Genomic DNA, 23925 nt, shown 5'->3' on the forward strand with positions numbered 1-23925 from the left:
GCGGCGCCTACCTGACGCACTGGCCAGAACCGAAAGGTTCTGCCAGGCGGGGATGGGCGCTGCTGATACCAGCGTTCGTTGTCGCTCAGGACCTGGTCGAGGGTTACCGCCCTCTTCCAGGTCCGCCTTGCACTACCGTGAGGGTCGGTCGTCAGTCACTCGGCTGCCGGCCCTCGCGTTCCTGTCAGTTCCCCGAATAAGATCCGGTCATGAACATCTTGGGCGACCTACTGATCGCGTTTCTCGCCACCGGCGGCGCGATCTGGGTCGGGCTCTATACGACCCGTCGCGTCATCGCGCATCAGTTTCGGCCGGTCGTGCGGCCAGAGCCCTCGACGGGTGTGCCTCCCGAGATCGTTATCGAGAACATTGGCAACGGCATCGCGCTCGGCCTGATGCTGTTCACGGATGCCGCCCACGGGTCGAAGCTGCTTGCGGAACGGAACGAGTTGCCAGCCGCCACACCTGGGGATCGCATCCAATGGCACCGCACGGGTTGGCCAGTGCCCACGCCCCTCGTCAAGGGCCATACCTACCGGCTGCTGTACCAAGACTTCGAGAACAAGTGGCACGAAACCGAGTTCGTCGTTCGCAACTACGACGAGTTCGACGTCACGTTCCATGGCCCTCATAACCCGTGGGGTTCGCGAAGCCTCCCCGCGGAAGCGCGAACCCGTGGTCTGCGGGTTCGCCTCAAGAGTTAGATTCCCACCGTGGCGATGCGTCATTTTATGGCCTGTTTTCTCAAAAACACCGTTAGGCGGTAATGCGGTTAGTCGAACAGCAACGCGCTGGCGGTCACGCCGCGGCCGTCCGCGTCGACGAGCTTCCGCGCGGCAAGTTTCTGGATGTAGGTGTCGCGGCTCGACCGCTTGTAGCCGGTGGACTCGCTCAGCGCGTCACGGGTGACGGTGTTCGGGTAGGCCGGCACCAGGGCGTCGAGGATGACGCGCTCGCCTTGTGGCAGCTCCCGTCGCCAGTGCTCGAGCAGCGCGGCGCCGGTTGGCAGGCGTTCGAAGTCAGGACCCAACGCGTCGAAGCCGGCGGCGGTTGCCGAGATGTTCGCGCCGGTGAACTCAATCATCCCGCGCTGATTGAGTTGCTGCAGGTAGGTATCCCTGCTCGAGCGCTTGTAACCGGTCAGGACGGTCAGCTGCTCGCGGGTGACGCCGGCATCATGCTGCGCGATCGCCGCCAGGACGACGAGCTGGCCTTTACCCATGCCTTCCGGGTTGGCGGGTACTCCTTGACGGGTACTTGATGACGCGTGCCGCTTAACCGGTTGCGGGCGCATAACTTGAGCCGGTTTGTGAATAATTCCCGCATAATTTGCGCCCGTTTCTACGTTGGCCGGCAGCCGGGTCAACTTGATAGCACCGGCGATCGCGGCTGCCTGGTCGCGGACCTGCAGGGAGAACGCTTCGAACTGGCTGGCGATGGCCAGGCCGCGGGCGGTGAGGTCCTCGGAGTACTTCTCGAGCTTGCTGACCAGCGCCTCGGCGCGCGCGAGCTGGCCATCCTTCAGGACCGGCTTCTCGATCGTCTTTGCGGCCGCCGGCGCCGCCTGCTGCTGGCCGATGACGTTCGATTGGCGCAACAGCATCCGGTGCGCCTCAGCTAGTTGCTTCTTCAGCTCGGCCGGGTCGTTGGCCTTCGCCTTCTCCGCGGTCGCCTTGATCTCCTCGCCGAGCGCTTCGAGGTCCGACTTCGCCAGGGTCTTGGGCGCGATCGCCTTGGCCTTGGCCGTCGGCGTGCTGCTGGCGTTGTAGGTCTCGCGCTCGGCGATGTGGATGCGCTGCGCGATGCGAAGCCACTGGGGCGACCAGATCAGGGCATCGCCGACCGGCAGCGTCGGGAGTTCCGCGGCCATGGCGGTGCCGGCGGCGGTGTTCTCGGCAGTCCAGCCGGCGATCGCCTTGCGCTCCTGCGGGCCATTGGTCTGGAACGCCAGCAGGACCTCGACCTGGTTGAGGACGTCCTTGTTGATAGCCTGCGGCCGCTGGGAGATCAGCGAGTTGCCGATGCCGTAGTTGCGGCCGACCTTGCCAATGTCCTCGAAGACGCCGACCATGCGGGCTTCCTCGCCGCGGACCATTTGCGGCAAGTAGGCCTGCGCCTCTTCGATGAACAGGTGGCAGGCGGTCCGAGCGGTCTTCTTGCGGTGGAAGAACTGCTCGGCGAACGCGGTGGCGAACCGTGTACGCTCAGCCTTGCGGAAGTGCATCACGTCGAGCACGACCGAGATGTGCTTGTCGACGATCAGGTCGGCCATGAGCTTGCCGCTTTCCGGCTGCAGCTCGACGTCGGCGTGTTCCCCGCCGAAGATGTAGACGTGCTCGAAGCCGGGCGCCTTGCCGTCCTTGGCCAAACGCAGCGACCACCAGATGCCGACCCAGTCCAGGGCGATCACCTGCGTGCCGGCGCCGAGGAGCAGCTCCGCGAGCTTCATGGCCGCGTAGCTCTTACCGGACCCGCTGCGGCCGATGAATCCGTATTTCTGTGTGGCGGCCTCGTCGGCTGGCAGCGCCAGGTTGTTTGCAAGCTGCAGCTTCTTCATGAGGGATGCACCCGATCGCGCGAGCCCTGGCGCATCTCTCGGAAATCAATCAGCGCAGCGTTGGCGCGGTCGGTGTCGAGGCCGATCTTCTCGGTGAGGAACTGGACGATCAGCTGATCGCTTACGGCGGCCTCGATCGCGCCCTGCAGCATGCCGACCACTTCGCGGGCCTTGTCGAGGTCCATCTGGGTCATCTCGCCATTGAGCTGGAAGTCGACCTTGCCCTGGCCATCGCGCCGGCTCACCAGCGAACTGACCGTGATGGCGGCGCCGGGCTGGCCGCCCTGGGACCTGAGGGCGATACCGTGCATGTCGATGACTTCGCCCTCGCGATCCTGCTGGAAGGCGTGGTCGTAGCCGGCGGCGCCGAGCAAGGCGCGCACCGCGCCGTAGACCGACCTGGGGACGTCGAGCACCGCGTACGTGTGGGTGCTCCTCACGCGCGCACCAACTGGCCATCTTCGTCACGGCGATACGCCTTGAACGACCCGCCGCTGAACTTTACGACGGGCTTACCTTCTCGCAGCCGCTGCTCGACGCGATCGAGCGGGCATTCCAGGTGCGCGACGTCCGACGCCGGCACGCCATCGGCCACCGCCGCGGCCTGCGTGTCGTAGGTTCTTCCGGTTCTCATGTCCATCTACTCGTCCTCCAAGTCGCTATCGCTGAAACTGTGCAGATCGTCGTCTTCGTCGTCGAGCACGCAGTCGTGCTGGCAATCATCCGGGGCGTCCTGGTCGTGGTCTTCGAGGTCACAGTCGCAGGTCTCGCCACATGTCGGGCATTCGTGCCAAAGGCGTAGAATCGGGGCATGACTGGCCCGCCCAAGGAACGCGGCAGCGTTCGCCCGGTCACCATCGAAGGTGACCCCGATGAGCGCACCTACTACCCGGAGGTGCGGACCACGCAGGGCTCTGGACTCCAGCCGGGCAACATCGTGTGGCTCGAGCTCGGCGCCAGCTGGGCCACCATCGGCGGCCGCCAAGAGAAGGTGGGCGGCCAATGGCGCCAGGCCATCGTGGTTGCTGGCCCGCCACAAGGGTCTGGCGTTCATGTGCGGCTGTCTCCCGACCCGGCGACTGCGCCGCCCGAGCTGGGCTGAGCAGCGGCCCCGCCTGGCAGCCCGTAGAGGTCTTCGGTCTTCCGGCCCCAACGGGCTGACGCGCGTGGGCGTTCGCCGGCCTTCACGACCGTGCCGTCCTTCTTGAGCGTGTAGAGTGCGCCGTTCACCTGGTCCATCGTGCCGGCACCGGCAGCCATCAACTCGCGCAGCGTCATCGGCCGCTCCGCGAGCAAGCGAGTAATCAGATCGCGCCGCTGATCGCGGCCGCTCCGGACGGGCGCTGGCGGTTCAGGCGCCGAATCGGTGGACGTGAGGCCTAGGAACGACGGCGCGCCCTTGCGGTTGATCCGCTTGGTTGCGAAGCCTTTGTTCATGCCCCGTGTCTGCGAATCAGCCAGGGTGGCAACGTCGGCGTGTTGGTTCCGAATCGCCATCACTGCCGCTGCCTTTCCATGCTGTACAGGTTCGCCGGCTTCGGCGCCTGCGCATCGAACGGCTGGTCCCACTCGGCAAGGACCACCTCATGCCGTTCGAGTTTTCGCGCGAACCGCCAGGCCTGCACATGCCCAAGGGCAAAGCCAGCCGCAAGGCCGAGCAGCAGGAGAAGCAGGCTGTCGGCCGTCACAACTCACCGTCCTCGCCGCTCTTGGCGGCTGCGAGGAGACACCCCGCCACGATCAGCATCACGAGCATGCCGACGACAACCGTGATCACGATCACCCCGAGTGCTTCCATTGCTGCCTCCATTTACCGAACCGATTACTTCTTGGCGACTGCGTAGCGCCGCGTCGATGTCGCGCCGGTGGCCACAACGCTGCCGGCCTCGACCAGGCGCCGCACGGCCATCGTCGCGACATAGGGCTTCACTTTCGCGTCGGCGATGATCTGCTTCATCGTGTCAGCGCCGTCGCGAATGACGCCAAGGATCACGTCGTCACCGCCGCCGGCCTTGGCTCGACCTTTCTTCGTCTTCCCGCGCTTGCCCGTCCGATCGAACTTGAACGGCAACTTCACCGGCCGGTCTTCAGACCCGCCGGCCTCGAGGACCGCGTCGCGCGCGGTCTCAAGCACGCGGATGCGCGCGTTGAGGTCAGCCACCACAGCGTTGTAGGCGGCCTTCATGGGCAAAAAATCTGACTGACTGACTGACTGACTGACTGACTGACTGAGCAACCCTCATGCCGTCTTCTCCAGTGGCGCCATCGCCTGAATTGCCGCTTCATACCCATCCGCGAAGCCCTCGCGCTTGGCGGTGGTGACGCGGTTCCCGATGTCTGCCTTCCCGTACTGCCGCCCGAGCAAGAACGCTTGCATCGGCGTCAACGTTGCGACGCGCTGACGGATGCGGTCGCTGCTGATCGCCCGCCGGCGGATGCCGCTCGAGGTGCCACCTTTGCGCCCAGCGAGGACGCGCACCTGGCGCGGCCGCACATCGGCCGAGCACTGCCGGCTGCAGAACCGGCGCGTCGGCCGCTCCGGCCGGAAGAACTGCCGGCAGGCTGGATTCGCGCACCGCTTATGCGCACGCCTGGTCGCCGGCCCGCGGTTGACCCCTCGAATCACCGCCGCCTCCGCGCCTTCGGCATCGGGCAGCAGCTGCAGCGCGTGCGCGTCTTGTCAATCCAGTGGCACGGCCGTCCGGTGAACACGCTCGGCAGGCACGCGTCGGTCTCGGTACAGCCGCATTCAACGCAGACGCCTTTCGGGAACACCGGCCGATCGACGGCGGCCAGCAGCTTGTCGCCCGGCACGCGCGGGTCGGCCATGAACAGCACGGCCGTGACCGCGCTCGGCATCGACGCCCAGAAGCGCCAGTTCGTGGCGAGCCCGGGCAACGTCGCCCGGGCCGCCTTGTTGGCCGACAGCGCACGCCGCAAGCGACGCGTGCTGGCTTTCACTTCTTCGCGCCTTTCGCCTTCTTGGCCGTCGCCGGCGCCGCCTTCTTCGGTTCCGGCTTGGGCGAGTGCTGATCGCGAACAGCCTCGAGCTTCTCGATGTCGAGTCCGAGCGGCTTGGCGACCGACTTGACGTAGCCCTCGAACGTCGGCCCGTTGTAGTCGTAGTAGCCGTCCACCTCGGTGACGAGAAACGCCGCGAAGGGCTTCTTGGTCCAGTCGACGCCGGCCTTCTTACACGCCGGCACGCTGATCATGAGGTCACTGTTCTCGAGGTGCTTCGCCTGAGCCGCAGTGATGGAGGTGGCACCCTTGACCTGGCGAATCGCCTCGGCATAGACGTGCGGCGCCAGTTTGTCCCAGGCCGCCCTCAGGGCCTTGCGTTCGCGCTCTTTCTTTTCCCAGGAGCTCTCTTCCTTCTTTGCGGCCTTCTTGTCACTCTTGTCGGCCTTCTTCGTCTCACCCTTGGCGCGCAGCTTCGCGCTGCGCTCACGGGCAGCGACCTGTTCCGGCCAATGCGTCTTGCACTTGTCTTTGTTGATGCAGACCTGCAGCGTCGTCCCCTGGCCCGGGCCAGCCACAAAGACGCCGAGCACGCTGAACTCACAGGTCTCCGACTTCTCCTTGCCGTCGGCACGTTCCCAGGCCTGCTCGCCGTAGGTGCGATCGGTGTCGTCCTTGGCATCGTCGCTGACGCGATACTCGCGGGTGATCGAGATCACCTTGCGACCGCGGCCAGGTGTGGCCTCTGCAGCCCGCACCTGCTCGGCAACCGCTTCGAACTCCAGCGGCGCCGTCTTCGCCATGTGCTCGACGTCGAAGCGGACGTGGTGAGCAATCCAGGACTCGAGCTCCTTGACCGTTACCGGCTTGAGACCACGATAGAGGTTCTTCTCGGTCGGCTCGTGGTCTTCGTCGTCGTCAAACTCGAGCTGGTTGTGCTCGGTTTGCCAGAGCCCCTCGCGGCCGGTGCGAGAGTCCTGAGTCCAGTCGACCGCGCGTTCCTGGTCCTCCACCTTCAGCTTCGCCAGCAGCTCCGCGTGGCCGACCAGGATGCGGTCGGCGTCGAGGAGCTTCTTCAGGATCGGGATGAGGTCGAGCAGCTTCATCCGGTCCCACACGTACTTCTCGCTGCGACCGATGCGGTCGGCGATGTAAGCCGCGGAGTACTTCGACTTGTTCGACTCGATGAGGGCCTTGAAGCCGCCCGCCTCCTCAAGCGGCGTCAGCTCCTGCTTCTGGATGGAGGTCAGCAGCATCATCTCGATGGCGTCGCTGTCCGACAGGTCGTCGCGGACGATCGCGGGCAGCTCGGTGATGTTGCCGGCCGACGTCGACGCCCGATAGCGCCGCTCGCCGTCGATGATCTCGAACTTCTTACCCTTGGTCCGCAACACCAGGGGCACGATGACCTCGCCCCGCTTCTGAATGTTGGCGGACAGTTCGGCCAGTGACTCCGCTGTGAACTTCTTGCGCGGGTTCATCGGCGAGGGGAACAGCAGCTCAATCGGGACCATGCGCCCGACGAACTGCCCGGTGGTGGTGTCTGTCGCTGTCGTTGTCATGTCGCTGTCGCTACCTCTCTATGGGTGTGTGAAGTGCCTAGTTGACGCGGCCCTCGGCCGAGCCGGGGATCGTCTTCAGCACCGGCTGCGAGTCTTCGAGGCCGTTCTTGTGGCGGTCGATGCGGTCGAGCATCAGCGAGACCGCGTTCTGGGCGTTGTCGCGCTCGCTCTTGGCTTCGGCGGCTTTGCCCTTGGCCTGCTCCCACTTCCGATCGGCGTGCTGAAACACGTGGTTCAGCTCGAGCAGGTGCTCGACGGCCTTCTCCGCGTCGAACGGACCGTCGAACACGTATTCCTCGACCTCGCCGCCGGCGCCGGTATCGGCGGCGTCGTCTCCGGCCGCGGCCGACTTGCGATCGACCTGGTTGTCTGTCTTCCTGCGTCCCATTTACTGACCTCCTGCTGTCGCGGCTCCCGCCGCTCGTGTTGCGTTACTGGCGAATCCGCGGGGTAACCCGAAGTGCACGTTCGTCAACACGCGATCCCGCTGCTCGCCGGTGACGATGACCCACTGCTGACCGGTCTTCCCGCCGGGCTGCATCCACAGCTGCTCGATGGGACCGAACTTCTTCTTGAGGCCGACCATGTCGACGACGTGCGCGGTCGGTTTGGAGGGATGCGGCCGAATGACCCGGCCGACTTGCTGGTAATAGAGGGCGAGCGACATCGTCTCGCGCGCCAGGACGACCGTCGTGAGCTCGGGATAGTCGAAGCCGACGCTGAGCACGCCGACATTGGCGACGTAGCGCGTGAGCCCCTTCTTGAAGGACCACAAGATCTGCGCCCGCTTGTCGGCTGGCGTCTCGGCCGTGATCACCGCGCCGCCGGGCACCGCGTTCACCAGGGCCGCGCTCTCCTCGGTGAAGCGGGTGAACACGAGGACCGACTTATGCCCCGTCTGCAACAGGTTGTGCACGTTCTCCTGCAGCCGGCCGCCGAAGCCCGATTCGCGGTGATAGCGCTGCAGCGACGCGTCGTCGTAGTCGGCGCCGGTGGAGTTCAGGCGCAGCTGCGTCGCGTCGACGATGTCGCGCTCGTGATAGGTCAGCGGCGCGAGGAACCCGGCCCGGAACAGCGGCGCCAGGTTCAGGTAGTAGACGACGTCGTCGAAGATGCGCGGACGCGTCCGCGTGAGGAACCGCAGTTGCGAGCCCATGCCGTCCGACGCCAGCCGGTAGGGCGTCGCCGTCAGCCCGATCACCCGGGCGTGCGACAACACGTCCAGGAAGTTCAGATACATGCCGCCCTTGGCGTTGACCAGGTGGCACTCGTCGATCAGCACGTACTTGAACTGCTTGAACAGCTCGGCATCGCGCACGACGCTGCCGATCGTCGCGAACGTGATCATGCCCATCCGCTTCTTGCCGACCGAGGCCGACCAGATGCCCGGGAAGTAGCCGTAGCTGCGCATCTTCTCGGCGTTCTGCTCGAGGATCTCCTTCGAGGGCTGGAACACCAGGACCGGTTCGTTCAGCCGCGCGGCCAAGGCCGCAATGACCAGCGACTTGCCGGCGCCGGTGGGGATGACGATCAACCCGTTACGGCCCTTGAATTGCGGCTGCGTCAGGTAGGACACGCCGCGATCGACCGCGTGCTGCTGGTAGATGCGCAGGGTGTAGCCGGTGGACGCCGCGGCCAGGAGGCTGCTCATTCGCTCACCGCCGCCGGCAGCCGGTAGTGCGGGACCTGGTGGGCTTTCACGTAGCCCTCGGCGATCAGCCAGGCGATGACGTCGTCCAGGCTGCCGCCGATGTAGTCGATGCCGGCGGCGAGCGCGAGGCCGCGGTATTCGATCTGCTCCGAGCTGAAGCGTCCGCCCTTTGCACGCTTGGCTTCGACCACGACGAACCGACGCGTGAGCGAGGCCTTGCCGGCGTCACAGCGCCATGCGCGCTTCTCCGGCAGGAAGAACTGCAGGTCCGGCAGGCCAGGTGTCTGCATCGTGCCGGGGTGGTCGCCCTTTCGGCGCACCGTGCCGAGCACGTATTCCTTCGCACCGAGCGTCTTCATCAGCTCTCGGATCGCGAGCTGCTCGCCCTTCTCGAGGCGTGTGGTGTTTTTCGGTCGTGGGCTCATCGACCACCGCCGATCTGCTTGCTGCGGCCGTCGTCACCCGAGACCAGGCGCAGCTCCCGCCGCACCTGTTTAATGACCTTGCCCGTGGTACCGCGCTGATGCGCTTCCTCGAAGCGACGAATCGCGCTGGGGGGCTCGGCGGCCGGGCGCGGCGGCTGTTCGCGGTGCACGGACTCGATCGGCAAGCTCACCGGCCGTGGCCGCGGTTGCTCGACCATCGCGATCGTCGTGCGCGTGGTGTGCAGGCATTCGTTATTGCGGCAGGTCTGAACGACCGTGCCGCGGTAGCGCGCACTCGGAATCGCGGACGACAACTTGTCACCGCACTTCGGGCAGGTGGTCGGGGTCGGGAAGCTCATTAGCTGGCCCTCGCTTTCGCTACGGGCCGAGGTTTGGCGATCGCCCGAACGCTCAGCGAGCCTTGCCCCGCGGCGGCCAGGCCTTCACCAATGGTCCCGGTGTAGTGCTTCATCAACCAGGTGGCCATGTCGGGCTGCTCGACGTAGAGCTCGAGGCGGCCGTTCACGATGTGCGCCGCGTAGACGTGCTCGAACCACTGCAGCGACCGAGGGGCCTGCAGCCTCGCCAGCTCTTTGATTTGCACCCAGACCTGCCAGCCATTTCCAACGGTGCTGGCGTGGGCATCTGAGGGGCTGGTGATTACTGTTAGGTCTGGCTGAGAAAGATCAGCAGACGAAGAGACGATCTCCGATCGCGGTTGGGTACCCGATTCAGGATCTGTATTTGTGTTTGTATTTGTATGGGTTTCGAGTGGGTTACCCCGTGGCAAACCCATGGGTTTACCCACGGCTAAACCCATGGGTTTCTTGCCGCCGCGGGGACCGGGTGGCCGCCCGCCCTTCTTGCCGTTGACTCGCTGACGCTCGAAGAACTCCTCGACCTCTGTGCGGACCTCTTCCATCCGGACGTTGCGCCAGGCGCCATCGCTGCCCTTGACGAACTTGCTACCGATCGACGCCCAGACCGTCTTCGCTTCCGCCCTGGTGCGGGTGCCCATGATCAGGCCGAGGGCGTCGATGTCGTCGCCTGGGATGCTTTTCTTGTCCCACTGGTAGATCAGCAGCGAGATGTAGCCGCCACGCGCGGCCGCCGGCAGCGCGAGCGTGCCCTCTCTGAAATCCCGGTGATAGAACGGGAAGTAATACGGCGATTCGTAAGGCGTCGACGCGTCCATGTCTACTCGAGGACCTCAAGGGGAAACGTCACCGGGAGCAAGGCGCGCAGCTCGTCATAGGCCTGGTTGTCGAACAGGCTGATGACGTCGGCGGCGGCCGGCGGGATCCTGTAGATGACGTGGCCGGCGGTGAGCGTCGACAGCCCACAACTGACACGAGGGTCGCCAAACGTGCGCCGGACCGCCGTGGACAGCAGGCAGTCGCGGCAGCGATCGAACCCCTCGCCGGCGGCGCGCAAGGCTCGCATGGTGGCGTCCAGGTCTGAGACCGTGACCGTGACCTGACGCCCGTGGACTAGTGCTTTAACAGGTTGACTTTCTGAACCTGCGAACGCCGATGGCGGGTGCATCACGCGGCCTCCTGCAGGTAAGGCGGCAGCTTCGGCGTCACCGTGCCGCTGGCGACCAGCAGCTGCGCGTCGGCCAGGGCATAAGCGTCCGGGTCGTGGCTGATGAACAGCACCTGGTGGAAGCCGCCCAGCTCCATCACCTTGCGAAGCATCTGGATGTAGCGCTGGGTGTTCTCCTTTGTCAGGGCGCCGGTCGTCTCGTCACGGAAGAGCGTGAGGATCCGGACGTCCGACCGCTCGTTGACGTAGATAGCGATCGCGTTCATCAACGCTTCGGCGACGATGACTTCCTCGCCGCCAGACAAGTCGCTGATGTCGCGCACGTCGCCGGTCTGGTTGTCGGTGACTAGGACGGTGAACTCGTCCTTCATGCCCTTGCCGTCGGCCTTGGCCACCTGCGTGACGAGCTCCACCGAGAACCGGGATTCGAAGCAGTCTGCGAGGATTTGATTCGTCGTCGCGGAGATCTCGGGCCCGGCTTGGTCCGTCTCGAGAGCCGGCAGGCCGTCGCGATCGAGCGCCTTTTGCAGCAGCTGCCATTCGAGCAGCTCTGTGTCCAGGCGCGTCAGGCGGCCTTGCAGGACCGTCAGGTGCTTGCGCTGGTCGTAGATGTCCGACTGGCGCAGGACGGTGGCGTTGAAGTCAGCGATGGCCGTCGCGACGGCGGTGACCGCGGCGTCCCGATCGGCACGCTTCTCGGCCAGTTCCGCCTGCAGGGCGGTGGCCATCTGGTTGCCGTTCTCGAGCGCCTGCAGTTCGTCGAGGGCCGAAGCATGTGCGGCGGCCGCCGTCGACGCGGCCGCCGACAGGCCGGATTGCTTGAGCTTCGCGGCCTCGAGTCTGGCCGCGGCGCGGGTGGAAGAGTCTGACTTCGCGGCTTCGAACTCTTCCACCAACGTCACGCGTTCGGCGCTGCGCTGCTCCGCGGCGGTGACGTGGCGACCGCGGGTCTCCTTGGTGCGCTGGGCCGCATCCTTCTCGGCGTCGACCTTCCAGTCGTTCAGTTCCTTGACGCGGGCGTCGGAGCCCGCGAGCTTCTCCGAGTACTTCGCCGGTTCCTGGGCGGCCAGGAGTTGCAGCTCGACATCGAGGAGCGTGGCCTTCTTGCTGACCAGCGCCTGCGCGTTCGCCCGCGATTCGTCCAGCAACGCCGTCCGGGTTTCGTTCGCGGCCGCCACGCCGGCGAGCTGAGCCCGCAGGTCCGCGATCAGGCCCTCGGCCGTCTTGGCGTTGACGAGCAGCTGGCAGCCGGCGAATTCGCCGCGGCCGCCGCAGGGCACGTGCTCGAGCAGCGCGGCGTCGGTCGTCGCGCGGTCCAGTTCGGTCTGCGGCTTCGTGAAGCCCGCGATGACCTTCTCGTTCTCGGCCTGGCGTGTGGCCAGCGCGGTCTGCTGCTCGACCAGAGCGTCCCGCTCCGCGCGGAGCCGGCTGACCTCCGGTGTCAGGCGCTCGATCGTCGTGACGGCCGCGCGGATGTCGTCGGCCATGCCCTGGATGGTGGCGTTGCCATCGAGCTTGGTCTGGATGCCGGCGAGCTTCGTCCTCAGTTCGTTGGTGATCGCCTGCAGTTCCTCGGCGTCAGCGATCGCGCCCTTCGCGTCGCGGGCGCTGACGTCCCGCAGCTTCTCGTCGTGACGCAGTTGCAGCGTCATCAGGGCTCGTGACTCGGCCAGCGTGGCGGCCAGGTCCTCGGCGACGTGCGCCGCCAGCGCCGCCTCGGCATCGACGCGGGCCGCGGCGAGCTGCGCCACTTTATGTGTGGCGGCCGCGTGCGCGCCCACCTGGTCGGACAGCATCGCCAGCCGCTGCTCGACGCCTGCGATACAGACAGCCAGGTCGTCACGACGGCGTTCGGCCGAGGCCTGCGCGTCGGCCAGGTGCGCGGCCTGCTCGGTAAGCAGCTCCGTCACCGACGGCGCGGTCTCGCGCTCGAGCACGTCGACCTCGGCCTTCACCCGCGTGCGGACCTTGTCGACTTCCGCGGCCGCGCCCTTCGCGGCTTCGCTCATCCTGACCAGGCGGTCGACGCCCAGCAACGAATTGAAGATGTCGCGCCGGTCCTTCTTCTCGGCCTTCACGAACGAGCCCGACTTGTTCTGGGCGGCGAACGCCGAGGCCTTGAAGACATGGAGCGGCGGGAACACCTTCGCGACGGCGCCGTCGTAGGTGCTGACCTTGCCGTCGTTCAGCGGCCGCACGCCCTTGTCGTCGGACGCATGAAGCGCCGCGCTGGCGCCGCCCTTGATGCCGTCAACGGTCAGGCGCGACTGATACCAGGTCGTGTCGTCGAGCTTCCAAGACGCCGCGATGAAGCTGTCGCGGTCCATCGCGTAGGACTTCAGGTCGCCGGTGCGGGACAGCATCTCGCGGTAGAGGCCTGCCGGCGCCGCCTCGAGGAGCGTGGTCTTACCTTCGCCGTTGCCACCGACCAGGGCGATGAGACCCGCCGGCAGCTTACGAAAGTCGATCGTGACTTCCTTGCCGGCGAACGCCGTCATGAAGCCGCGGACGGTGAGGGATTCGAGCTTCATGCTGCCACCGTCGCCTTCTGCTCGCCGTCTTCGTGCCCGGCGGCGGTGTCGTTGGCGTAGTCGCGCGCGGCCTCCGCGTGCACGACAGGGTCGGCAATCTGCTCGAGCTTCGCCAGCTTGTCGAGCACGCCCTGGCTGGCGACGGCGCCCGACAGCTCGCACCAGGCGGCGACCTTCAGCGGCAACGTCTTCGCCGCGGCCACTTCAGGAGCGCGCAGCGCACGGTCAGGGACGACGATCGGATCGAGTGTCAGCAGCGCCTCGGCGAACTCGGCCAGGACGTGGGCCTTCTCGACGACGGCCGCTTCGGATTGCTTGATGCGGTACCGGGCGCGGACCTCGCAGCCCTTCCAAGATGCCGGCCGCTCCTTAAGCTCGCCGCCGGGCCCAGCCGTCACCTGGTAGGTGAAGCCCTCACGCGTCAGGTCGCCCTCGACGTGATACATGGGCGCGACGTCGATCCCGTGAGTCGTGACCATGTAGCTCCAGAGGTTCCCCGCCGGCTGCACCAGCGGGTCCTGGAAGGCGCTGACCTCAAGCCACCCCTTGGCTTCAATCTCGCCGAAGTTCAGCCGGCAGATCGAGCCCGGGTAGTGCGCGCCGTGAATCTCCTGCGCCTTGTGAATGTGGTTCAGCCCCTTGTAGATGGGGCCGAGCCGGTCCAGGTGCCGCGGCGACAGTTCAATCTCGCGGCCGATGTTCGGCTGGCCGCTCGAGGTGACGGCGCCGCCGACGTTGGCGTGACCGATGAACAGCGTCAGGTCACCCTTTGCCCGGGCGTCATCGAGCTCGACTTCGAACTGCATGAAGATGGCGTCGAGGGCGTTGGCCGCTTCGTCGACGATGTCGGGATTGGCCACGCCGGCGAGCACCAGGCCGTGCTTGTGCGGATACGGCAGGCAGGCGATCGATGCGAACGCCATGTTGGCCAGGCGGATGCGCAGGACCTCCGGACGGTCGACGACGTAGATTGGGTTGCCGTTCGACACGCTCGCGAACTTGTCCAGGTCGCCGGGCTGGTCGTGGTTGCCATAGACCAGCACCACCGGCGCCGCGGCCGACATCCGGCGCAGCCGGGCGATCAGCGCGTTCTCGTCGTCGATGGTCTGCCGCTGGTGGCTGAGGTCGCCCGGCCACAACCAGGCGCCGAGGGATGGCAGCGCCAACCCCTCGGCAATCAACTGGTCGAGCGCCCGGTACCGGGCGGCGTTGCGCGGCCCGGGCCCGGCGTGAAAGTCCCCGATGTGAACGAGGGAGGTGGCCATGGCTTAGGTGTTCTCCATGTCCGGCAGCCGCGGCGACTGGCCGGCCGGCGAGATCTCGACCAGGTTGCGGTAGTTGCCGTTCTGCTCGATGGACAGCTCGACCCACGCCTTGCTCGCGCGCGCGGCGATCGCGGCCTCGGCGAGCTTGGTGTCGAAGGTCGAGCACACCTCACCGTTGCTGTCGACGACGTCGAAGCGCTTCCACGGCCGCTTCGTCTTGTCGTTGACGCCCGACTTCTCGTTGACCTCTTCGATACGGACCGCACCCTCGACCGGCGGCTGGTTCGGGTCTGGTGTTTCGACCTTGGCGGTCTCGCTGGCGGCGCCGCTGCCAACGGTGCGCGGCTGCTCGTCGACGACGTCCGCATCGACGATGTCGTTGATCGGCGCCGCCGGCAGCGCGGGCGTCCCGTAGAGCGCGGACGTCCCCCGCATGGCGTTTTCAGCCACCATGCGCATCTGCTCCGGGTCGTTCGGGTTCGGCTGCCAGGCGACGCGCAGCACCAGGAACGGCTTCGCGAGCTCCTGCTGCGAGTACTTCTGCTTGATGCCGAACTCGCGGATCGCGGCGTTGATGGCGCGGGTCTCGGCATTGCGAAGGCCGTTCTTCCGTCCCTCAACGATCTGTGCCGGCTTCCAGCCGTTCAGCCGCGGCGATCCTTCGCGCAGGTCCCATTCGGCGGTCGCCTCGCGCGTCACGACCGTGCCGTCGATACCACGGTAGGTCGCGATTGCCTTGAACTCCCAGAGGAAGGGAATGGTTCGCGGGTCTGTGCGCTGCGTCGTGATGCTGATGCCGGCGCCCTCGGCAATCTTCCGGAGGCCGATCTTGGCGAGCGCGACTTCGCCCTGGCCGAGAAACGGTAGGCCGTCGTAGACCTCGCCCGGGCCGCCCTTGGCCGGGTTGGCGTTGATCTTGACGACGCTGGCGATGATGCCGTGCTGCGGCGCCATGCCGGTGATCTGCGTGAACGGCGACAGCAGGTTGTAGTTGCCCGTCCACTTCTGGATCGCCGCCGTGAAATCGTCGGGGCGCGTGATGACCTCGGGCGTCTTCACATCGCTGGCCTTCGCGATCTGCGTTGGCTGGGTCTGGGTGTCTGTCGCCATGGCTACATCACCTCCGTCGTCGCGGGTTCGAGGTTCGCCAGGTCGACGCCGGCGTGCGCCACCGGCGCCGGCGGCGTAAGGCTAGCCAGGTCCTTCTGCACGAGCGCGCGCATCAGGTCGACGGTGTCGGGGTGGCGCTTGCCGGCCAGGTGATCGCGGAAGACCTGGAAGGCGCGGATGAAGCCCTTCACCACTTCGGCGCGCTGTTGCCGCGTGAAGTTGGTCAGACCCGCCGGCGTGAGCTGCTCGGCCGCGTCGTAAATGGCGGGGCGCAGCCGCTCCTGGTCATTCAGGAGCGCGGTCGCCGTCGCGGTCGCGAGGTAGGTCTCCTGCACCACCGGCGGCAGCGCGTCGAAGTCCGCGCCGACGTCACGCCGGTCGAACCGATAGAGCTCGGCCGCGATCCGACGGACGTGCTTGGACATCGCCACCTGGTCGGCGAAGCCTTGTGATGAATTGTTGGTTGATGGCATACTTCCGTTCGTCACTGTCGTTACCTCCTCGAGGGCCGCGTCTTCAGCGCGGCCTTCGTTGTTTCCGCCCACTCCCCTTACGCGAACTTGTTCCACCCTTTCAGCCGGCCGCCGGTCCGCGGCGCCACGCGATCGACGGCCTGCAGTGCGGTGTCAACCGGCTTGTGCGCGAGGCGCTGCCGCAACTGCTCGACGGCGTTCGGCCGAAAGCGCCAATCCCGGCCCAGGCGATACGCGGGCAGCGTGCCGGCCGCGGCCAGCCGTCGCACCTTCTTCGGCGAGCACTGCAGTTCACTCGCGACCTCCGTCACCGTGCGATCGGGGGTCATGACCTGTTTCTCAGCGGCACGGATGCACGCGTTGTAAGAAGGGCGCTGCGCTTGACGGTGGCCTTCAGCCGCAGCGCGGCCTCGACCATGTCGTCAATCTCGCGGTTGATGGTTGGGAGTTCATCAGCCGTGATGCCGCCGCCGGTGCGCAGCGCCCGATCGATCGCCGAGACGGCTTCGCTCAGTTCCTTGGTCTGTTCGCTGATCGCGCTGACCAAGGCGGCGTCGGCCGAATCGACGACCGTCGGCGGACGGAAGAAGAAGCCGCCCACGCGAGCGGCATAGAAACGCGCGACTGCATCGTTGTCCGCGGTGCGGTCGAGAATGGAGGCCTGACGCCGCGCCGGCACCCAGGCGTCGTCGCGATCCGGATTCACCATCGCGGTCAGCGTCTTCTCGTGGATGCCCTCTTTACCGGCGATGACGTCGACCGCGTCCTTCGCGTGCATCACCTGGCAGTGCCAGGCCTCGCGCTCGGTGGCGGGTTCACACCGGTGGCCAGCGCGGCATGTGGCACGCGAGTTAGTCATCGCAGCCCCGCACTTTCGACCGTCTCTTCGCTTGCGATGACGGGCTGACAAGCCGTCGCCACGGTGGCAATCTCTTCCCCGAGATGAATAACCGGAACAGCACCGAAGCGATGCAGCAACGGGAGGAGGTAGTCAAAACCGCCGATAGTGACTACGCGATGAGGCTCGCGCTGACGGAGGCGCTGCTGCTGATTGACCTGCGGCAGCGCCAGCTGCGAAAGGCCGTCGCCAGTTACCGAGAGGTTCGGGAGCACGCGCTCGAGGCGTCCGCGTGACATCACGCCACCCTCGATGGAAAGAGGTCCTCAATCGAGCAGCCGAGGAACTCAGCCAGTTTGCGGGCCGTAGGCAGCGAGACGTCCTTGACGTGCCCACGGCACACGTTGCTGAGGTGCGGCTCGGTGATGTCGAGCGCCACAGCCACACTCCGCTGGGTCAGACCCGCCAGCCGGATGGCCGCAGCAACCCGGTTGGGGCCGTCATTTGCGCTAGACCGCAACGCTTCGAGCTGGTCAGATTCGAGCACGGCGTAATATTGCGTCAAGGCGTAATTACTGTCAAGCGCAATTTAACGGTGGACTGTAATTGGCTGGATTACGTCAGGACGTAAGTGGAGACTTGCCTTGCTTTGCCGACAATAGGCGGGAATATCAGGGAAGCTCGCAAGCGAGCCGGCTTCGAAACAGGGAAGGCCTTCGCTGCAGCGATGGGCGTCGATGGCTCACGGGTCAGCGAATGGGAAACGGACACCTACCAGCCCAGCCTGGACACGCTGCTGAAGATCGCGACTTTCCTGCACTGCTCGATTGACGAGCTGCTGAATGGCGTAAACCAGGGATATGAAGCCGCGCGCCGCGCGTTTGGCCCCCGCGCCTCGACGGTCAATGACGGAATCGAAGCAGTCGTGATGGATGACGACGTCGGCGCCGGCTATCTGCGCAACGACATTCCAGTGATCGCCGAAGGAGATGCCTCTCCTGGGCCAAACCTGTTCTGGGACGAGGAAGGCCTCAAGTCGGACGTGGAAGACCGCATCTCTCGGCCCTACGACGTTCGAGATCAGCGAGCCTACGGCGTGCGCGTACGCGGCGACTCGATGGTGCCCCGCTATCGTCCTGGAGAGGTACTCGTGGTGTCGCCGCACACTCCGGTCGAGGATGGTGACGAGGTCTACGTGGCGCTTCTATCAGGTGAGCGTTTGTTAAAGATCGCTCGCAAGTCGCCTGGTGGATGGATTCTTGAATCAGAGAACCGCGCCTATCCTGCGCGGTTCGTGAAAAAGGGTGAAGTCGGGACGATGCACCCAATTCTCTGGATCAGGCCAGCCCGCCGGTCGCGCGGTGATCGCAAGTGAGCTGGGCCTCGACTGTCAACCTTGTGTGCCATGGTGATCGGACCACAATGAAAACCACTACCGGAGACGTCATCATCTGCCAGAAGCCAGGGATTACCGTTCGACTTGTCGCAGTCGTCTTGAACGATGGCGACGCCCCTGACGACGTTCGATACTGGCGGCCCGAAGGGCGGGTGAGCGCAGAGGACTTCGCGCGCGCGACGATCGCAAATACGGGCGGCAAGATTTTCCGCTGGGACGGCCACTGCCAGTTCGAGCGGATCGACAACGACTAAAGAGGTTGGTAGGACAACAACGTTCGTGTAGTTGATTGCTGAAACCGTGCGCCGTGCTGCCACCAGCAGCAGACCGCCCCCCTGCGGCGCGCACTTTTTCAGAGGTAGACCCATGACTCGGAGACAGCTACTCGCGTTCGTCGTAGGGACCGCATTCGGCGCGGCCTTCATTCCGGGCCCCGTACGCGCGGCGACCTGCACCGGCGCCAACCCCTGCAATGCGTGCAAGAACTGTTCGTCATGTAAACGTTGTGCCAAGGATGGCAAGACCTGCGGCACCTGCAAGCGCGCCATGGACGTGTCGCACTTCGAGCTGAGGACTACATAACATGCTGAAGATTACCCCTATTGCCGTCGGCCTATCTTTCGCGCTTCAGTTCCTGGTCGGCACTCCATCCGACGGCGGACCGATCCGAGTGGCCGTGCCTGGCCATGCCGCAGGCGACGTGCTACTCATCGGCGTTGAGACGATCGACACGCCTGAATGCGCAGGAGTGGTCGAGAAGGAAGTCGCGTTGTGGAACATCAGAACGAAGGTCGTGCCTGACTCGACCTCGGCTGAAGCCGTGTATGTCGAAGCCCCCAACGGCATCACGCTCAATGAACGGGCTGCGTGGACGGGGTGCGCGAGAGTCAGCGGCAATAATTTTGACCGATCGCGAACACTGCGATCCGCCTGGATGTCCGCCCAGACGTTGAGCCGAGGATTCTACGCAGTACGCGCGGTGACGGCCGCTGAACTTGCCGCCCTGAAAGGTCTATCCTCGCCGCCTGCGTCAGTGGCCACTGGTGCGGGTTGGACCGGCAGCGGTTCGAAGGACACCGAGAGCTTCGAGATGTCGGGGGAATGGCGAATTGTCTGGTCTGCCGTGCCTTCGTCAAGCGTCGGCGGCGTCCTCTCGGTAACCGTGCATAACGCCAACGACAACAGCATCGTCAACACGATGTCGTCTGGCCGCATCAGCACTGCTACGCAGGATCAGTCGGTGGTCCGCACGCCTCCCGGGCGATACTACCTCTCGATCAACTCCGCCAACATGACCTGGCGCGTGGCCGTCAGCCGATAGGGCCATGAAGCCGAGCTCGAAGCCAAAAGTAGCCGGCCGCATCATCCCCGCCCCGCCTGGCACGCGCGTCGTCCAGGCTGGCGGGGGCTTTACTCTGACCATGCGATCGACGGCTGCGATGGACGAAGCGGCGGTACAGAGCCGGAAGGTCCGCATCCTCGAAGCACTCCAAGACGCCGTTCGAGCGATCGACGCCGGCGAGCTCGAGCCACCCGATGGCGACTAAGGCTGTCTACGCGGCCGACGGGTTACTGGCACGTGACTCTGGGCCCTGGGCCAAAGAGAAGCTCACACATGTCCGGCGCTACATGGACATGGTGATCACGTCGATGCTCGGGAAGTGGGATGGCGGCGTGGTCTTTATCGACCTCATGGCCGGGCCCGGCATCTGCGTTGACCGCACCGACCAATCGGAGTTCATCGGCTCGCCGCTACTCGCCCTGAACACCAAGAAGGCGTGGACGCAGATCTATCTCGTCGAACTTGATGTTCAGCTGCGCCAGGCGCTCGAGCAGCGCGTCGCCCAACAGCCTCGCAGCAACACCGTGCAGATTATCGCCGGCGACAGCAACAGCGCGGGGGTCATCGCGCGGTTGCGCACCGCTTCCGAGGGTGCGCTCGCGGTCGCATTTGTGGATCTCATTGGCCAGGAAATCGCCTTCGACACCATTCGCCAGCTGACGACCGGCCGCAGCATCGACCTGTGGTTTAGTTTTCCGGAGCTCGACCTGCGAAGGAACGCCACATTGGCCCCGCGTGACATGGACCACGCCGCCAGATGGACGCGCTTCTTTGGAACCGAGGAGTGGCGCCCGATCGTAGAGCAGCGTCGACCGAGAGCAGCGCTGGTCGAACTCCTGAAACTCTATCGCCGGCAGCTCGAGGCGCTCGGCTACATCACCGAGGTCAGCAAGCTACCGATGAAGAACTCCTTGGGCGCCACGATGTATCGGCCGCTCTTTGCCTCGAAGAACGCGCGGGGGATCGACTTTTTTCACAAGTCGCTGTTGCGAGACGCCGGCGCGCCCAAGCCCGCTACGCTCTTCGACCTCGGGTAGGTCATGCCAACGCCGACCGTCCAGGAGCGCTTCATCACCGCCACGCTTCGACGGGTGGCCACCCAGCTGCTTGAGGAAGAACTTCGCACCGGCTGCCTTGGACGATCGCCGCAGCTCCCGGAACCATTCGAGCTTCGCCGGGCGCGCGCCGGTCTGACTCTCGCCGCCGGCGATCAGCCAATGAATGCCGGTCAGGTCGAGCGTGGCCAGCGAGCCGAGCAGGGGCTCAGCCGAGATGAAGCGCACGGCCGCCGGCACCTTGCGGAGGTAGTCAGCGCGCCACAGGAACTTGTCGGTCTCGATCGACACGCCCATCCAGACATTCGCCGGCCAGGGCAGCGTCGGCGCCAGGCGCGCCAGCCGCTCCGCGCGCTTCGTCAGGACTTGGAACGTGTGCTGCGGGCAGTCGACCATGACCTGGAAGACCTGGCGGATGTAGGCGTCCGGCACGTCCTTGTGAAACAGGTCCGACATCGAGTTGACGAACACCACGCGCGGCCGCTTCCAGCGCTTCGGCAGCTCGAGCAGGTGCGGCTTCAACGTGAGTGTGAACCCATTCGGGAACGTGTTCGGGAAGCGCAGGGCGACCCGTTTGGCGTAGCAGAGGTCACACCCCGGCGACACCTCCGTGCAACCGGTGACGGGATTCCACGTCGCCTCGGTCCATTCAATCCCGGAGTGGTCGGCCATGATCCGCGAGGATAACATGCCAAGAACGGTCGCCGGCAGGCGCGCCCCGGCACCGGATGACCTCATCTGTCACGCCGTGCCGCGATCGATCAACTGATGGGTGCGTTCTTCGAGGAAGGCCGCGGCGAGGCGCTGCACGAGGTCAAGGGCAAACGCCTCCGGGGCGGCTGGCGCTACCAGTTCCAGTACCAGCTCCAGAGCTACAAGTCGCCGCGTGGCTTCAACACGCAGCGCGACGCCCTGGACGCCGAGGCGGAGCACCGGCGCCGGCTCAAGCTGCAGGCCGCCGGCGTCTACGTGCCGCCCACGAAAGCCACGGCCGCGAGCTTCCAGAACTGGGCCGGCGTGTATTCGGAGTACGTGCATTCCCTGCACGCGAAGGGCCTGATCAAACGGCCCGAGATCATTGACGCCAACCTGAGTTCGGTGCTGCGCTTCTGGGGCCGTCGGCCGACGAAGCCTGGCGCCTACGTGCACCCGACCGGCAAGTATCTGGACCTCACCCTGGCCGACCCGATCGCCGACCCGAGCTTGATGCGCGCGTTCGATGAATGGATGGACGCCGAAGGCATCGAAGGGTCCACGCGCAACCACTACAACACCACGATGAGCCGGATGTACTGGCTCGCGCTGCAGGCCGAGTATCGGCGCGAGGCGGGCGAGCCGGCTTATAACCCGTTCGCGCAGCGGCCGCGGTCGAAGGGCAAGCGTCGGCGGGTTGCCCTCTCGGTCGAACAGATCCAGGCGTGGATCGCGCAGGCGTCGTATCACGTTCGCATCGCTATGTCGGTCGCGGCCCTCGCGCCTGAGCTGCGCCTGGTCAACGTGCTGCAGCTCACCTGGAAGGAATCCCACGAGTCGCACGTCGACCTGGCGAACGGCCGCGTTATCGTGTGGGACCACAAGACGGATGCCGACGGCAAGGTCATCGTCGTGCCGATCACCGCGCAGCTGCAGGAGATCCTCGAGGACGCGAAGACCAGGCACCCGCGATCGACCCACGTGGTCTGGTATCACGGCGGCCCGGTGAAGGACATCGGTGGCGGCGTGAAGGCAGCGGCGATCGCGGCCGGGTTGACGTGGGGTCGCTCTGTCGCCGGCGGCGCGACCTTCCACACCCTGCGGCACTCGATGAACACCTTCATGGGGCGCATGAAGATTCATCCGGTGCATCACCAGCAGGCGGCTGGGCACAAGGATTTCGCGACGACGCTGTCGTATTCACATCTGAACGTCGACGACAAGGTCAACACGCTCGAGCAACTGTCAGGCGGCCTGCCAATCCTCGGGTTGGTCAAAGGGGCTGTTAGCCGGATTTCGCGTGCGACGCGGGGTAAGAAATCGAAGCGGGGTGACTTGCGGGGTGACTCTAGCCGGAAACCACGGGTCAAAACGGCCCGAAAGGGCCGCACCGCGGGCCTCAAGCGAGGCCCGAATCTGGCTCGCAAGAAGGCACCTAAAGTGTTGAAGAAGTAAGACTTGATGTTGGTGCGGAAGAGAGGACTCGAACCTCCACCCGGTTGCCCGGACTAGCTCCTGAGGCTAGCGCGTCTGCCAATTCCGCCACTCCCGCACTCGGAGGGGTTATTGCTAAGGCAGTGAGTCCATAAGTATACCTACCGCTCGGGCGCGAAGGCAAACCTTCCCTTCTTCAGGGCGCTCTGCGCTTCCACGACCGACAGCATCGCCTCGGCGGCATGCGACAGCGTGCCCTCGCGACGGTGGATCAGCCGGAGCTTGCGGTCGAACGTGAGTTCCGGCACCTCGACCCGCACCAGTTCCTTGTACGCAATCTCGCGCTCGACGGTAATCGCCGGCAGCAACGCCACACCGTTCCCCATGGCCACGAACTTCTTGATCGCGTCGATGGTCGGCATCTCCACCGGCATGCGCAATTCGACCCGGCGTTTGCGAAAGGTGTCGATGACCCGTTGACGGTACGGGGATGACACGTGGTGCGCGACGAACGACTCGCTGGCCAACTCCGCAATCGACACCTTGGCGCGCCGCGCCAGGGGATGCGTCGGCGGCACCACGAACGCCAGCTCGTCGTGATACACGACGATCGACTGCAGCGCGGCGGTGTCGGGGCGAAACGTGACCACGCCGAAGTCGGCGCCGTAGTCGAGCACCTGGGCGGGCACGCGGCTGCCCAAGGCCCGCTGCACCGTGATGTGCACATCCGGGTAGAGCCGGCGATATTCGTGCAGGATCGGCAACAGGTAAAGGCACGTCAACTCGTTGGCGGCCACGGTCAGCCGGCCGGTGCGCAACTGCCGCACGTCGTCGAGCGCCGACATGGTCCGCTGCCGCAGGTTGACCAGACGCTCGGCGTGGTCGGCGAGCACGCGCCCGGCGTCGGTCAGCACCCCCCGCCGGCTCGACCGATCGAACAGCGGCCGGCCGATTTCGTCCTCCAGCTTCTTGATGGTCTGGCTGATGGCCGGCTGGGTGCGATACAGGGCCTTGGCGGCCGCGGAAAAGCTGCCTTCACGCACAACTGCAAGAAAGGCTTCAAGTTGGAACAGTTCCATCGGGAGTC

At 65.5% G+C, this 23925-nt stretch carries 33 protein-coding genes, 1 tRNA gene and 1 pseudogene; 8 read left to right on the plus strand and 27 right to left on the minus strand.

Annotation, left to right across the window (positions count from 1 at the left end):
• The first annotated feature begins 209 nt into the window (after positions 1-209).
• The gene (locus tag Q8T13_05010; GenBank protein MDP3717114.1) at positions 210-704 is read left to right on the plus strand and encodes a hypothetical protein; all 495 of its coding nucleotides are present in this window, start codon (positions 210-212) and stop codon (positions 702-704) included.
• 68 nt (positions 705-772) lie between these two features.
• Here the strand turns inward: Q8T13_05010 and Q8T13_05015 are convergent, their stop codons facing one another.
• From Q8T13_05015 to Q8T13_05025, 3 genes are read right to left on the minus strand one after another with little or no spacing between them, the layout of a single operon-like run.
• Entirely contained in the window at positions 773-2557 is a 1785-nt protein-coding gene (locus Q8T13_05015) for a hypothetical protein (protein MDP3717115.1), read from the minus strand.
• Positions 2554-2997, minus strand: coding sequence for a hypothetical protein (locus Q8T13_05020; protein MDP3717116.1), 444 nt, complete (start codon positions 2995-2997; stop codon positions 2554-2556). Before Q8T13_05020 ends, Q8T13_05015 begins: the two co-directional genes overlap by 4 nt.
• Positions 2994-3191, minus strand: a complete 198-nt coding sequence (locus Q8T13_05025; GenBank protein MDP3717117.1) for a hypothetical protein — start codon at positions 3189-3191, stop codon at positions 2994-2996. The genes Q8T13_05020 and Q8T13_05025 overlap by 4 nt, the downstream gene beginning before the upstream one ends.
• A gap of 177 nt (positions 3192-3368) precedes the next feature.
• On the opposite strand from Q8T13_05025, the gene Q8T13_05030 reads away from it, so the two are divergent.
• Positions 3369-3659 carry a hypothetical protein gene (locus Q8T13_05030; protein ID MDP3717118.1) on the plus strand — a complete coding sequence of 97 codons (291 nt, stop codon included), beginning with the start codon at positions 3369-3371 and terminating at the stop codon, positions 3657-3659.
• On the opposite strand, the gene Q8T13_05035 is transcribed toward Q8T13_05030, so the two are convergent.
• The 21 genes from Q8T13_05035 to Q8T13_05135 form a co-directional block, all read right to left on the minus strand.
• Positions 3608-3994: a hypothetical protein gene (locus Q8T13_05035; GenBank protein ID MDP3717119.1), complete on the minus strand. Its 387-nt coding sequence runs from the start codon at positions 3992-3994 to the stop codon at positions 3608-3610. The two genes, Q8T13_05030 and Q8T13_05035, sit on opposite strands and share 52 nt — an antisense overlap.
• Before the next feature lie 59 nt (positions 3995-4053).
• On the minus strand, positions 4054-4245 hold the full coding sequence (locus tag Q8T13_05040) for a hypothetical protein (GenBank protein ID MDP3717120.1): 192 nt from the start codon (positions 4243-4245) through the stop codon (positions 4054-4056).
• Positions 4242-4367 carry a hypothetical protein gene (locus Q8T13_05045; protein MDP3717121.1) on the minus strand — a complete coding sequence of 42 codons (126 nt, stop codon included), beginning with the start codon at positions 4365-4367 and terminating at the stop codon, positions 4242-4244. The genes Q8T13_05040 and Q8T13_05045 overlap by 4 nt, the downstream gene beginning before the upstream one ends.
• 12 nt (positions 4368-4379) lie before the next feature.
• Positions 4380-4742, minus strand: coding sequence for a hypothetical protein (locus Q8T13_05050; protein ID MDP3717122.1), 363 nt, complete (start codon positions 4740-4742; stop codon positions 4380-4382).
• Positions 4743-4796: 54 nt separating this feature from the next.
• Positions 4797-5183: a hypothetical protein gene (locus Q8T13_05055; protein ID MDP3717123.1), complete on the minus strand. Its 387-nt coding sequence runs from the start codon at positions 5181-5183 to the stop codon at positions 4797-4799.
• Entirely contained in the window at positions 5180-5518 is a 339-nt protein-coding gene (locus Q8T13_05060; protein MDP3717124.1) for a hypothetical protein, read from the minus strand. Before Q8T13_05060 ends, Q8T13_05055 begins: the two co-directional genes overlap by 4 nt.
• On the minus strand, positions 5515-7080 hold the full coding sequence (locus Q8T13_05065) for a ParB/RepB/Spo0J family partition protein (protein ID MDP3717125.1): 1566 nt from the start codon (positions 7078-7080) through the stop codon (positions 5515-5517). Before Q8T13_05065 ends, Q8T13_05060 begins: the two co-directional genes overlap by 4 nt.
• Before the next feature lie 37 nt (positions 7081-7117).
• The gene (locus tag Q8T13_05070) at positions 7118-7468 is read right to left on the minus strand and encodes a hypothetical protein (GenBank protein MDP3717126.1); all 351 of its coding nucleotides are present in this window, start codon (positions 7466-7468) and stop codon (positions 7118-7120) included.
• Positions 7469-8731 carry a DEAD/DEAH box helicase gene (locus Q8T13_05075; GenBank protein MDP3717127.1) on the minus strand — a complete coding sequence of 421 codons (1263 nt, stop codon included), beginning with the start codon at positions 8729-8731 and terminating at the stop codon, positions 7469-7471.
• The gene (locus tag Q8T13_05080; protein ID MDP3717128.1) at positions 8728-9156 is read right to left on the minus strand and encodes a hypothetical protein; all 429 of its coding nucleotides are present in this window, start codon (positions 9154-9156) and stop codon (positions 8728-8730) included. Before Q8T13_05080 ends, Q8T13_05075 begins: the two co-directional genes overlap by 4 nt.
• Positions 9153-9515, minus strand: a complete 363-nt coding sequence (locus tag Q8T13_05085) for a hypothetical protein (GenBank protein ID MDP3717129.1) — start codon at positions 9513-9515, stop codon at positions 9153-9155. Before Q8T13_05085 ends, Q8T13_05080 begins: the two co-directional genes overlap by 4 nt.
• On the minus strand, positions 9515-10351 hold the full coding sequence (locus tag Q8T13_05090; GenBank protein ID MDP3717130.1) for a DUF1376 domain-containing protein: 837 nt from the start codon (positions 10349-10351) through the stop codon (positions 9515-9517). Before Q8T13_05090 ends, Q8T13_05085 begins: the two co-directional genes overlap by 1 nt.
• Positions 10352-10353: 2 nt before the next feature.
• On the minus strand, positions 10354-10599 hold the full coding sequence (locus Q8T13_05095; GenBank protein MDP3717131.1) for a hypothetical protein: 246 nt from the start codon (positions 10597-10599) through the stop codon (positions 10354-10356).
• 101 nt (positions 10600-10700) lie between these two features.
• On the minus strand, positions 10701-13232 hold the full coding sequence (locus Q8T13_05100; protein ID MDP3717132.1) for an SMC family ATPase: 2532 nt from the start codon (positions 13230-13232) through the stop codon (positions 10701-10703).
• Positions 13229-14497 (minus strand): metallophosphoesterase, encoded by a 1269-nt coding sequence (locus tag Q8T13_05105; protein ID MDP3717133.1) that lies wholly within the window; start codon positions 14495-14497, stop codon positions 13229-13231. Before Q8T13_05105 ends, Q8T13_05100 begins: the two co-directional genes overlap by 4 nt.
• 3 nt (positions 14498-14500) lie before the next feature.
• A complete protein-coding gene (locus Q8T13_05110; GenBank protein MDP3717134.1) occupies positions 14501-15607 on the minus strand; it encodes a hypothetical protein in 1107 nt (368 codons plus the stop codon).
• Positions 15608-15609: 2 nt separating this feature from the next.
• Entirely contained in the window at positions 15610-16080 is a 471-nt protein-coding gene (locus Q8T13_05115) for a hypothetical protein (protein MDP3717135.1), read from the minus strand.
• Between the two features lie 77 nt (positions 16081-16157).
• On the minus strand, positions 16158-16409 hold the full coding sequence (locus tag Q8T13_05120; protein ID MDP3717136.1) for a helix-turn-helix domain-containing protein: 252 nt from the start codon (positions 16407-16409) through the stop codon (positions 16158-16160).
• Positions 16406-16939 carry a hypothetical protein gene (locus Q8T13_05125; protein ID MDP3717137.1) on the minus strand — a complete coding sequence of 178 codons (534 nt, stop codon included), beginning with the start codon at positions 16937-16939 and terminating at the stop codon, positions 16406-16408. Before Q8T13_05125 ends, Q8T13_05120 begins: the two co-directional genes overlap by 4 nt.
• Positions 16936-17217 (minus strand): hypothetical protein, encoded by a 282-nt coding sequence (locus Q8T13_05130; GenBank protein MDP3717138.1) that lies wholly within the window; start codon positions 17215-17217, stop codon positions 16936-16938. The genes Q8T13_05125 and Q8T13_05130 overlap by 4 nt, the downstream gene beginning before the upstream one ends.
• A complete protein-coding gene (locus tag Q8T13_05135; GenBank protein MDP3717139.1) occupies positions 17217-17483 on the minus strand; it encodes a helix-turn-helix transcriptional regulator in 267 nt (88 codons plus the stop codon). The genes Q8T13_05130 and Q8T13_05135 overlap by 1 nt, the downstream gene beginning before the upstream one ends.
• 66 nt (positions 17484-17549) lie before the next feature.
• Here Q8T13_05135 and Q8T13_05140 point away from each other — a divergent pair, with 66 nt between their 5' ends.
• The 5 genes from Q8T13_05140 (at position 17550) to tcmP (ending at position 20693) form a co-directional block, all read left to right on the plus strand.
• A complete protein-coding gene (locus tag Q8T13_05140; GenBank protein ID MDP3717140.1) occupies positions 17550-18293 on the plus strand; it encodes a S24 family peptidase in 744 nt (247 codons plus the stop codon).
• Positions 18294-18340: 47 nt separating this feature from the next.
• The gene (locus tag Q8T13_05145) at positions 18341-18568 is read left to right on the plus strand and encodes a hypothetical protein (GenBank protein ID MDP3717141.1); all 228 of its coding nucleotides are present in this window, start codon (positions 18341-18343) and stop codon (positions 18566-18568) included.
• Positions 18569-18897: 329 nt separating this feature from the next.
• The gene (locus Q8T13_05150; protein ID MDP3717142.1) at positions 18898-19635 is read left to right on the plus strand and encodes a hypothetical protein; all 738 of its coding nucleotides are present in this window, start codon (positions 18898-18900) and stop codon (positions 19633-19635) included.
• A gap of 4 nt (positions 19636-19639) precedes the next feature.
• Positions 19640-19861, plus strand: a complete 222-nt coding sequence (locus tag Q8T13_05155; GenBank protein MDP3717143.1) for a hypothetical protein — start codon at positions 19640-19642, stop codon at positions 19859-19861.
• Between the two features lie 103 nt (positions 19862-19964).
• Positions 19965-20693: a three-Cys-motif partner protein TcmP gene (gene tcmP, locus Q8T13_05160; protein ID MDP3717144.1), complete on the plus strand. Its 729-nt coding sequence runs from the start codon at positions 19965-19967 to the stop codon at positions 20691-20693.
• On the opposite strand, the pseudogene Q8T13_05165 reads toward tcmP, so the two are convergent.
• Positions 20688-21383 (minus strand): annotated as a pseudogene (locus tag Q8T13_05165) (phage Gp37/Gp68 family protein). The gene tcmP and the pseudogene Q8T13_05165 overlap by 6 nt on opposite strands.
• 96 nt (positions 21384-21479) lie before the next feature.
• On the opposite strand from Q8T13_05165, the gene Q8T13_05170 reads away from it, so the two are divergent.
• Entirely contained in the window at positions 21480-22859 is a 1380-nt protein-coding gene (locus tag Q8T13_05170) for a tyrosine-type recombinase/integrase (GenBank protein ID MDP3717145.1), read from the plus strand.
• 10 nt (positions 22860-22869) lie between these two features.
• Here the strand turns inward: Q8T13_05170 and Q8T13_05175 are convergent.
• Both Q8T13_05175 and Q8T13_05180 read right to left on the minus strand, forming a co-directional pair.
• Positions 22870-22956: transfer RNA gene (locus Q8T13_05175), tRNA-Leu, on the minus strand.
• Between the two features lie 43 nt (positions 22957-22999).
• Positions 23000-23917 carry a LysR family transcriptional regulator gene (locus Q8T13_05180; protein MDP3717146.1) on the minus strand — a complete coding sequence of 306 codons (918 nt, stop codon included), beginning with the start codon at positions 23915-23917 and terminating at the stop codon, positions 23000-23002.
• Between the last annotated feature and the right edge of the window lie 8 nt (positions 23918-23925).

Source organism: Acidobacteriota bacterium, from assembly GCA_030697165.1.
GTDB lineage: Bacteria > Acidobacteriota > Vicinamibacteria > Vicinamibacterales > UBA2999 > 12-FULL-67-14b.

Bases quoted from the DNA above. Each gene is read 5' to 3' on its own strand.
- Q8T13_05010 (MDP3717114.1), top strand. From the start codon at position 210: ATGAACATCTTGGGCGACCTACTGATCGCGTTTCTCGCCACCGGCGGC.
- Q8T13_05015 (MDP3717115.1), bottom strand. From the start codon at position 2,557: ATGAAGAAGCTGCAGCTTGCAAACAACCTGGCGCTGCCAGCCGACGAG.
- Q8T13_05025 (MDP3717117.1), bottom strand. From the start codon at position 3,191: ATGAGAACCGGAAGAACCTACGACACGCAGGCCGCGGCGGTGGCCGAT.
- Q8T13_05030 (MDP3717118.1), top strand. From the start codon at position 3,369: ATGACTGGCCCGCCCAAGGAACGCGGCAGCGTTCGCCCGGTCACCATC.
- Q8T13_05035 (MDP3717119.1), bottom strand. From the start codon at position 3,994: ATGAACAAAGGCTTCGCAACCAAGCGGATCAACCGCAAGGGCGCGCCG.
- Q8T13_05045 (MDP3717121.1), bottom strand. From the start codon at position 4,367: ATGGAGGCAGCAATGGAAGCACTCGGGGTGATCGTGATCACGGTTGTC.
- Q8T13_05050 (MDP3717122.1), bottom strand. From the start codon at position 4,742: ATGAAGGCCGCCTACAACGCTGTGGTGGCTGACCTCAACGCGCGCATC.
- Q8T13_05065 (MDP3717125.1), bottom strand. From the start codon at position 7,080: ATGACAACGACAGCGACAGACACCACCACCGGGCAGTTCGTCGGGCGC.
- Q8T13_05070 (MDP3717126.1), bottom strand. From the start codon at position 7,468: ATGGGACGCAGGAAGACAGACAACCAGGTCGATCGCAAGTCGGCCGCG.
- Q8T13_05075 (MDP3717127.1), bottom strand. From the start codon at position 8,731: ATGAGCAGCCTCCTGGCCGCGGCGTCCACCGGCTACACCCTGCGCATC.
- Q8T13_05080 (MDP3717128.1), bottom strand. From the start codon at position 9,156: ATGAGCCCACGACCGAAAAACACCACACGCCTCGAGAAGGGCGAGCAG.
- Q8T13_05085 (MDP3717129.1), bottom strand. From the start codon at position 9,515: ATGAGCTTCCCGACCCCGACCACCTGCCCGAAGTGCGGTGACAAGTTG.
- Q8T13_05090 (MDP3717130.1), bottom strand. From the start codon at position 10,351: ATGGACGCGTCGACGCCTTACGAATCGCCGTATTACTTCCCGTTCTAT.
- Q8T13_05095 (MDP3717131.1), bottom strand. From the start codon at position 10,599: ATGCGAGCCTTGCGCGCCGCCGGCGAGGGGTTCGATCGCTGCCGCGAC.
- Q8T13_05100 (MDP3717132.1), bottom strand. From the start codon at position 13,232: ATGAAGCTCGAATCCCTCACCGTCCGCGGCTTCATGACGGCGTTCGCC.
- Q8T13_05105 (MDP3717133.1), bottom strand. From the start codon at position 14,497: ATGGCCACCTCCCTCGTTCACATCGGGGACTTTCACGCCGGGCCCGGG.
- Q8T13_05110 (MDP3717134.1), bottom strand. From the start codon at position 15,607: ATGGCGACAGACACCCAGACCCAGCCAACGCAGATCGCGAAGGCCAGC.
- Q8T13_05115 (MDP3717135.1), bottom strand. From the start codon at position 16,080: ATGCCATCAACCAACAATTCATCACAAGGCTTCGCCGACCAGGTGGCG.
- Q8T13_05120 (MDP3717136.1), bottom strand. From the start codon at position 16,409: ATGACCCCCGATCGCACGGTGACGGAGGTCGCGAGTGAACTGCAGTGC.
- Q8T13_05125 (MDP3717137.1), bottom strand. From the start codon at position 16,939: ATGACTAACTCGCGTGCCACATGCCGCGCTGGCCACCGGTGTGAACCC.
- Q8T13_05130 (MDP3717138.1), bottom strand. From the start codon at position 17,217: ATGTCACGCGGACGCCTCGAGCGCGTGCTCCCGAACCTCTCGGTAACT.
- Q8T13_05145 (MDP3717141.1), top strand. From the start codon at position 18,341: ATGAAAACCACTACCGGAGACGTCATCATCTGCCAGAAGCCAGGGATT.
- Q8T13_05150 (MDP3717142.1), top strand. From the start codon at position 18,898: ATGCTGAAGATTACCCCTATTGCCGTCGGCCTATCTTTCGCGCTTCAG.
- Q8T13_05155 (MDP3717143.1), top strand. From the start codon at position 19,640: ATGAAGCCGAGCTCGAAGCCAAAAGTAGCCGGCCGCATCATCCCCGCC.
- tcmP (MDP3717144.1), top strand. From the start codon at position 19,965: ATGCTCGGGAAGTGGGATGGCGGCGTGGTCTTTATCGACCTCATGGCC.
- Q8T13_05170 (MDP3717145.1), top strand. From the start codon at position 21,480: ATGGGTGCGTTCTTCGAGGAAGGCCGCGGCGAGGCGCTGCACGAGGTC.
- Q8T13_05180 (MDP3717146.1), bottom strand. From the start codon at position 23,917: ATGGAACTGTTCCAACTTGAAGCCTTTCTTGCAGTTGTGCGTGAAGGC.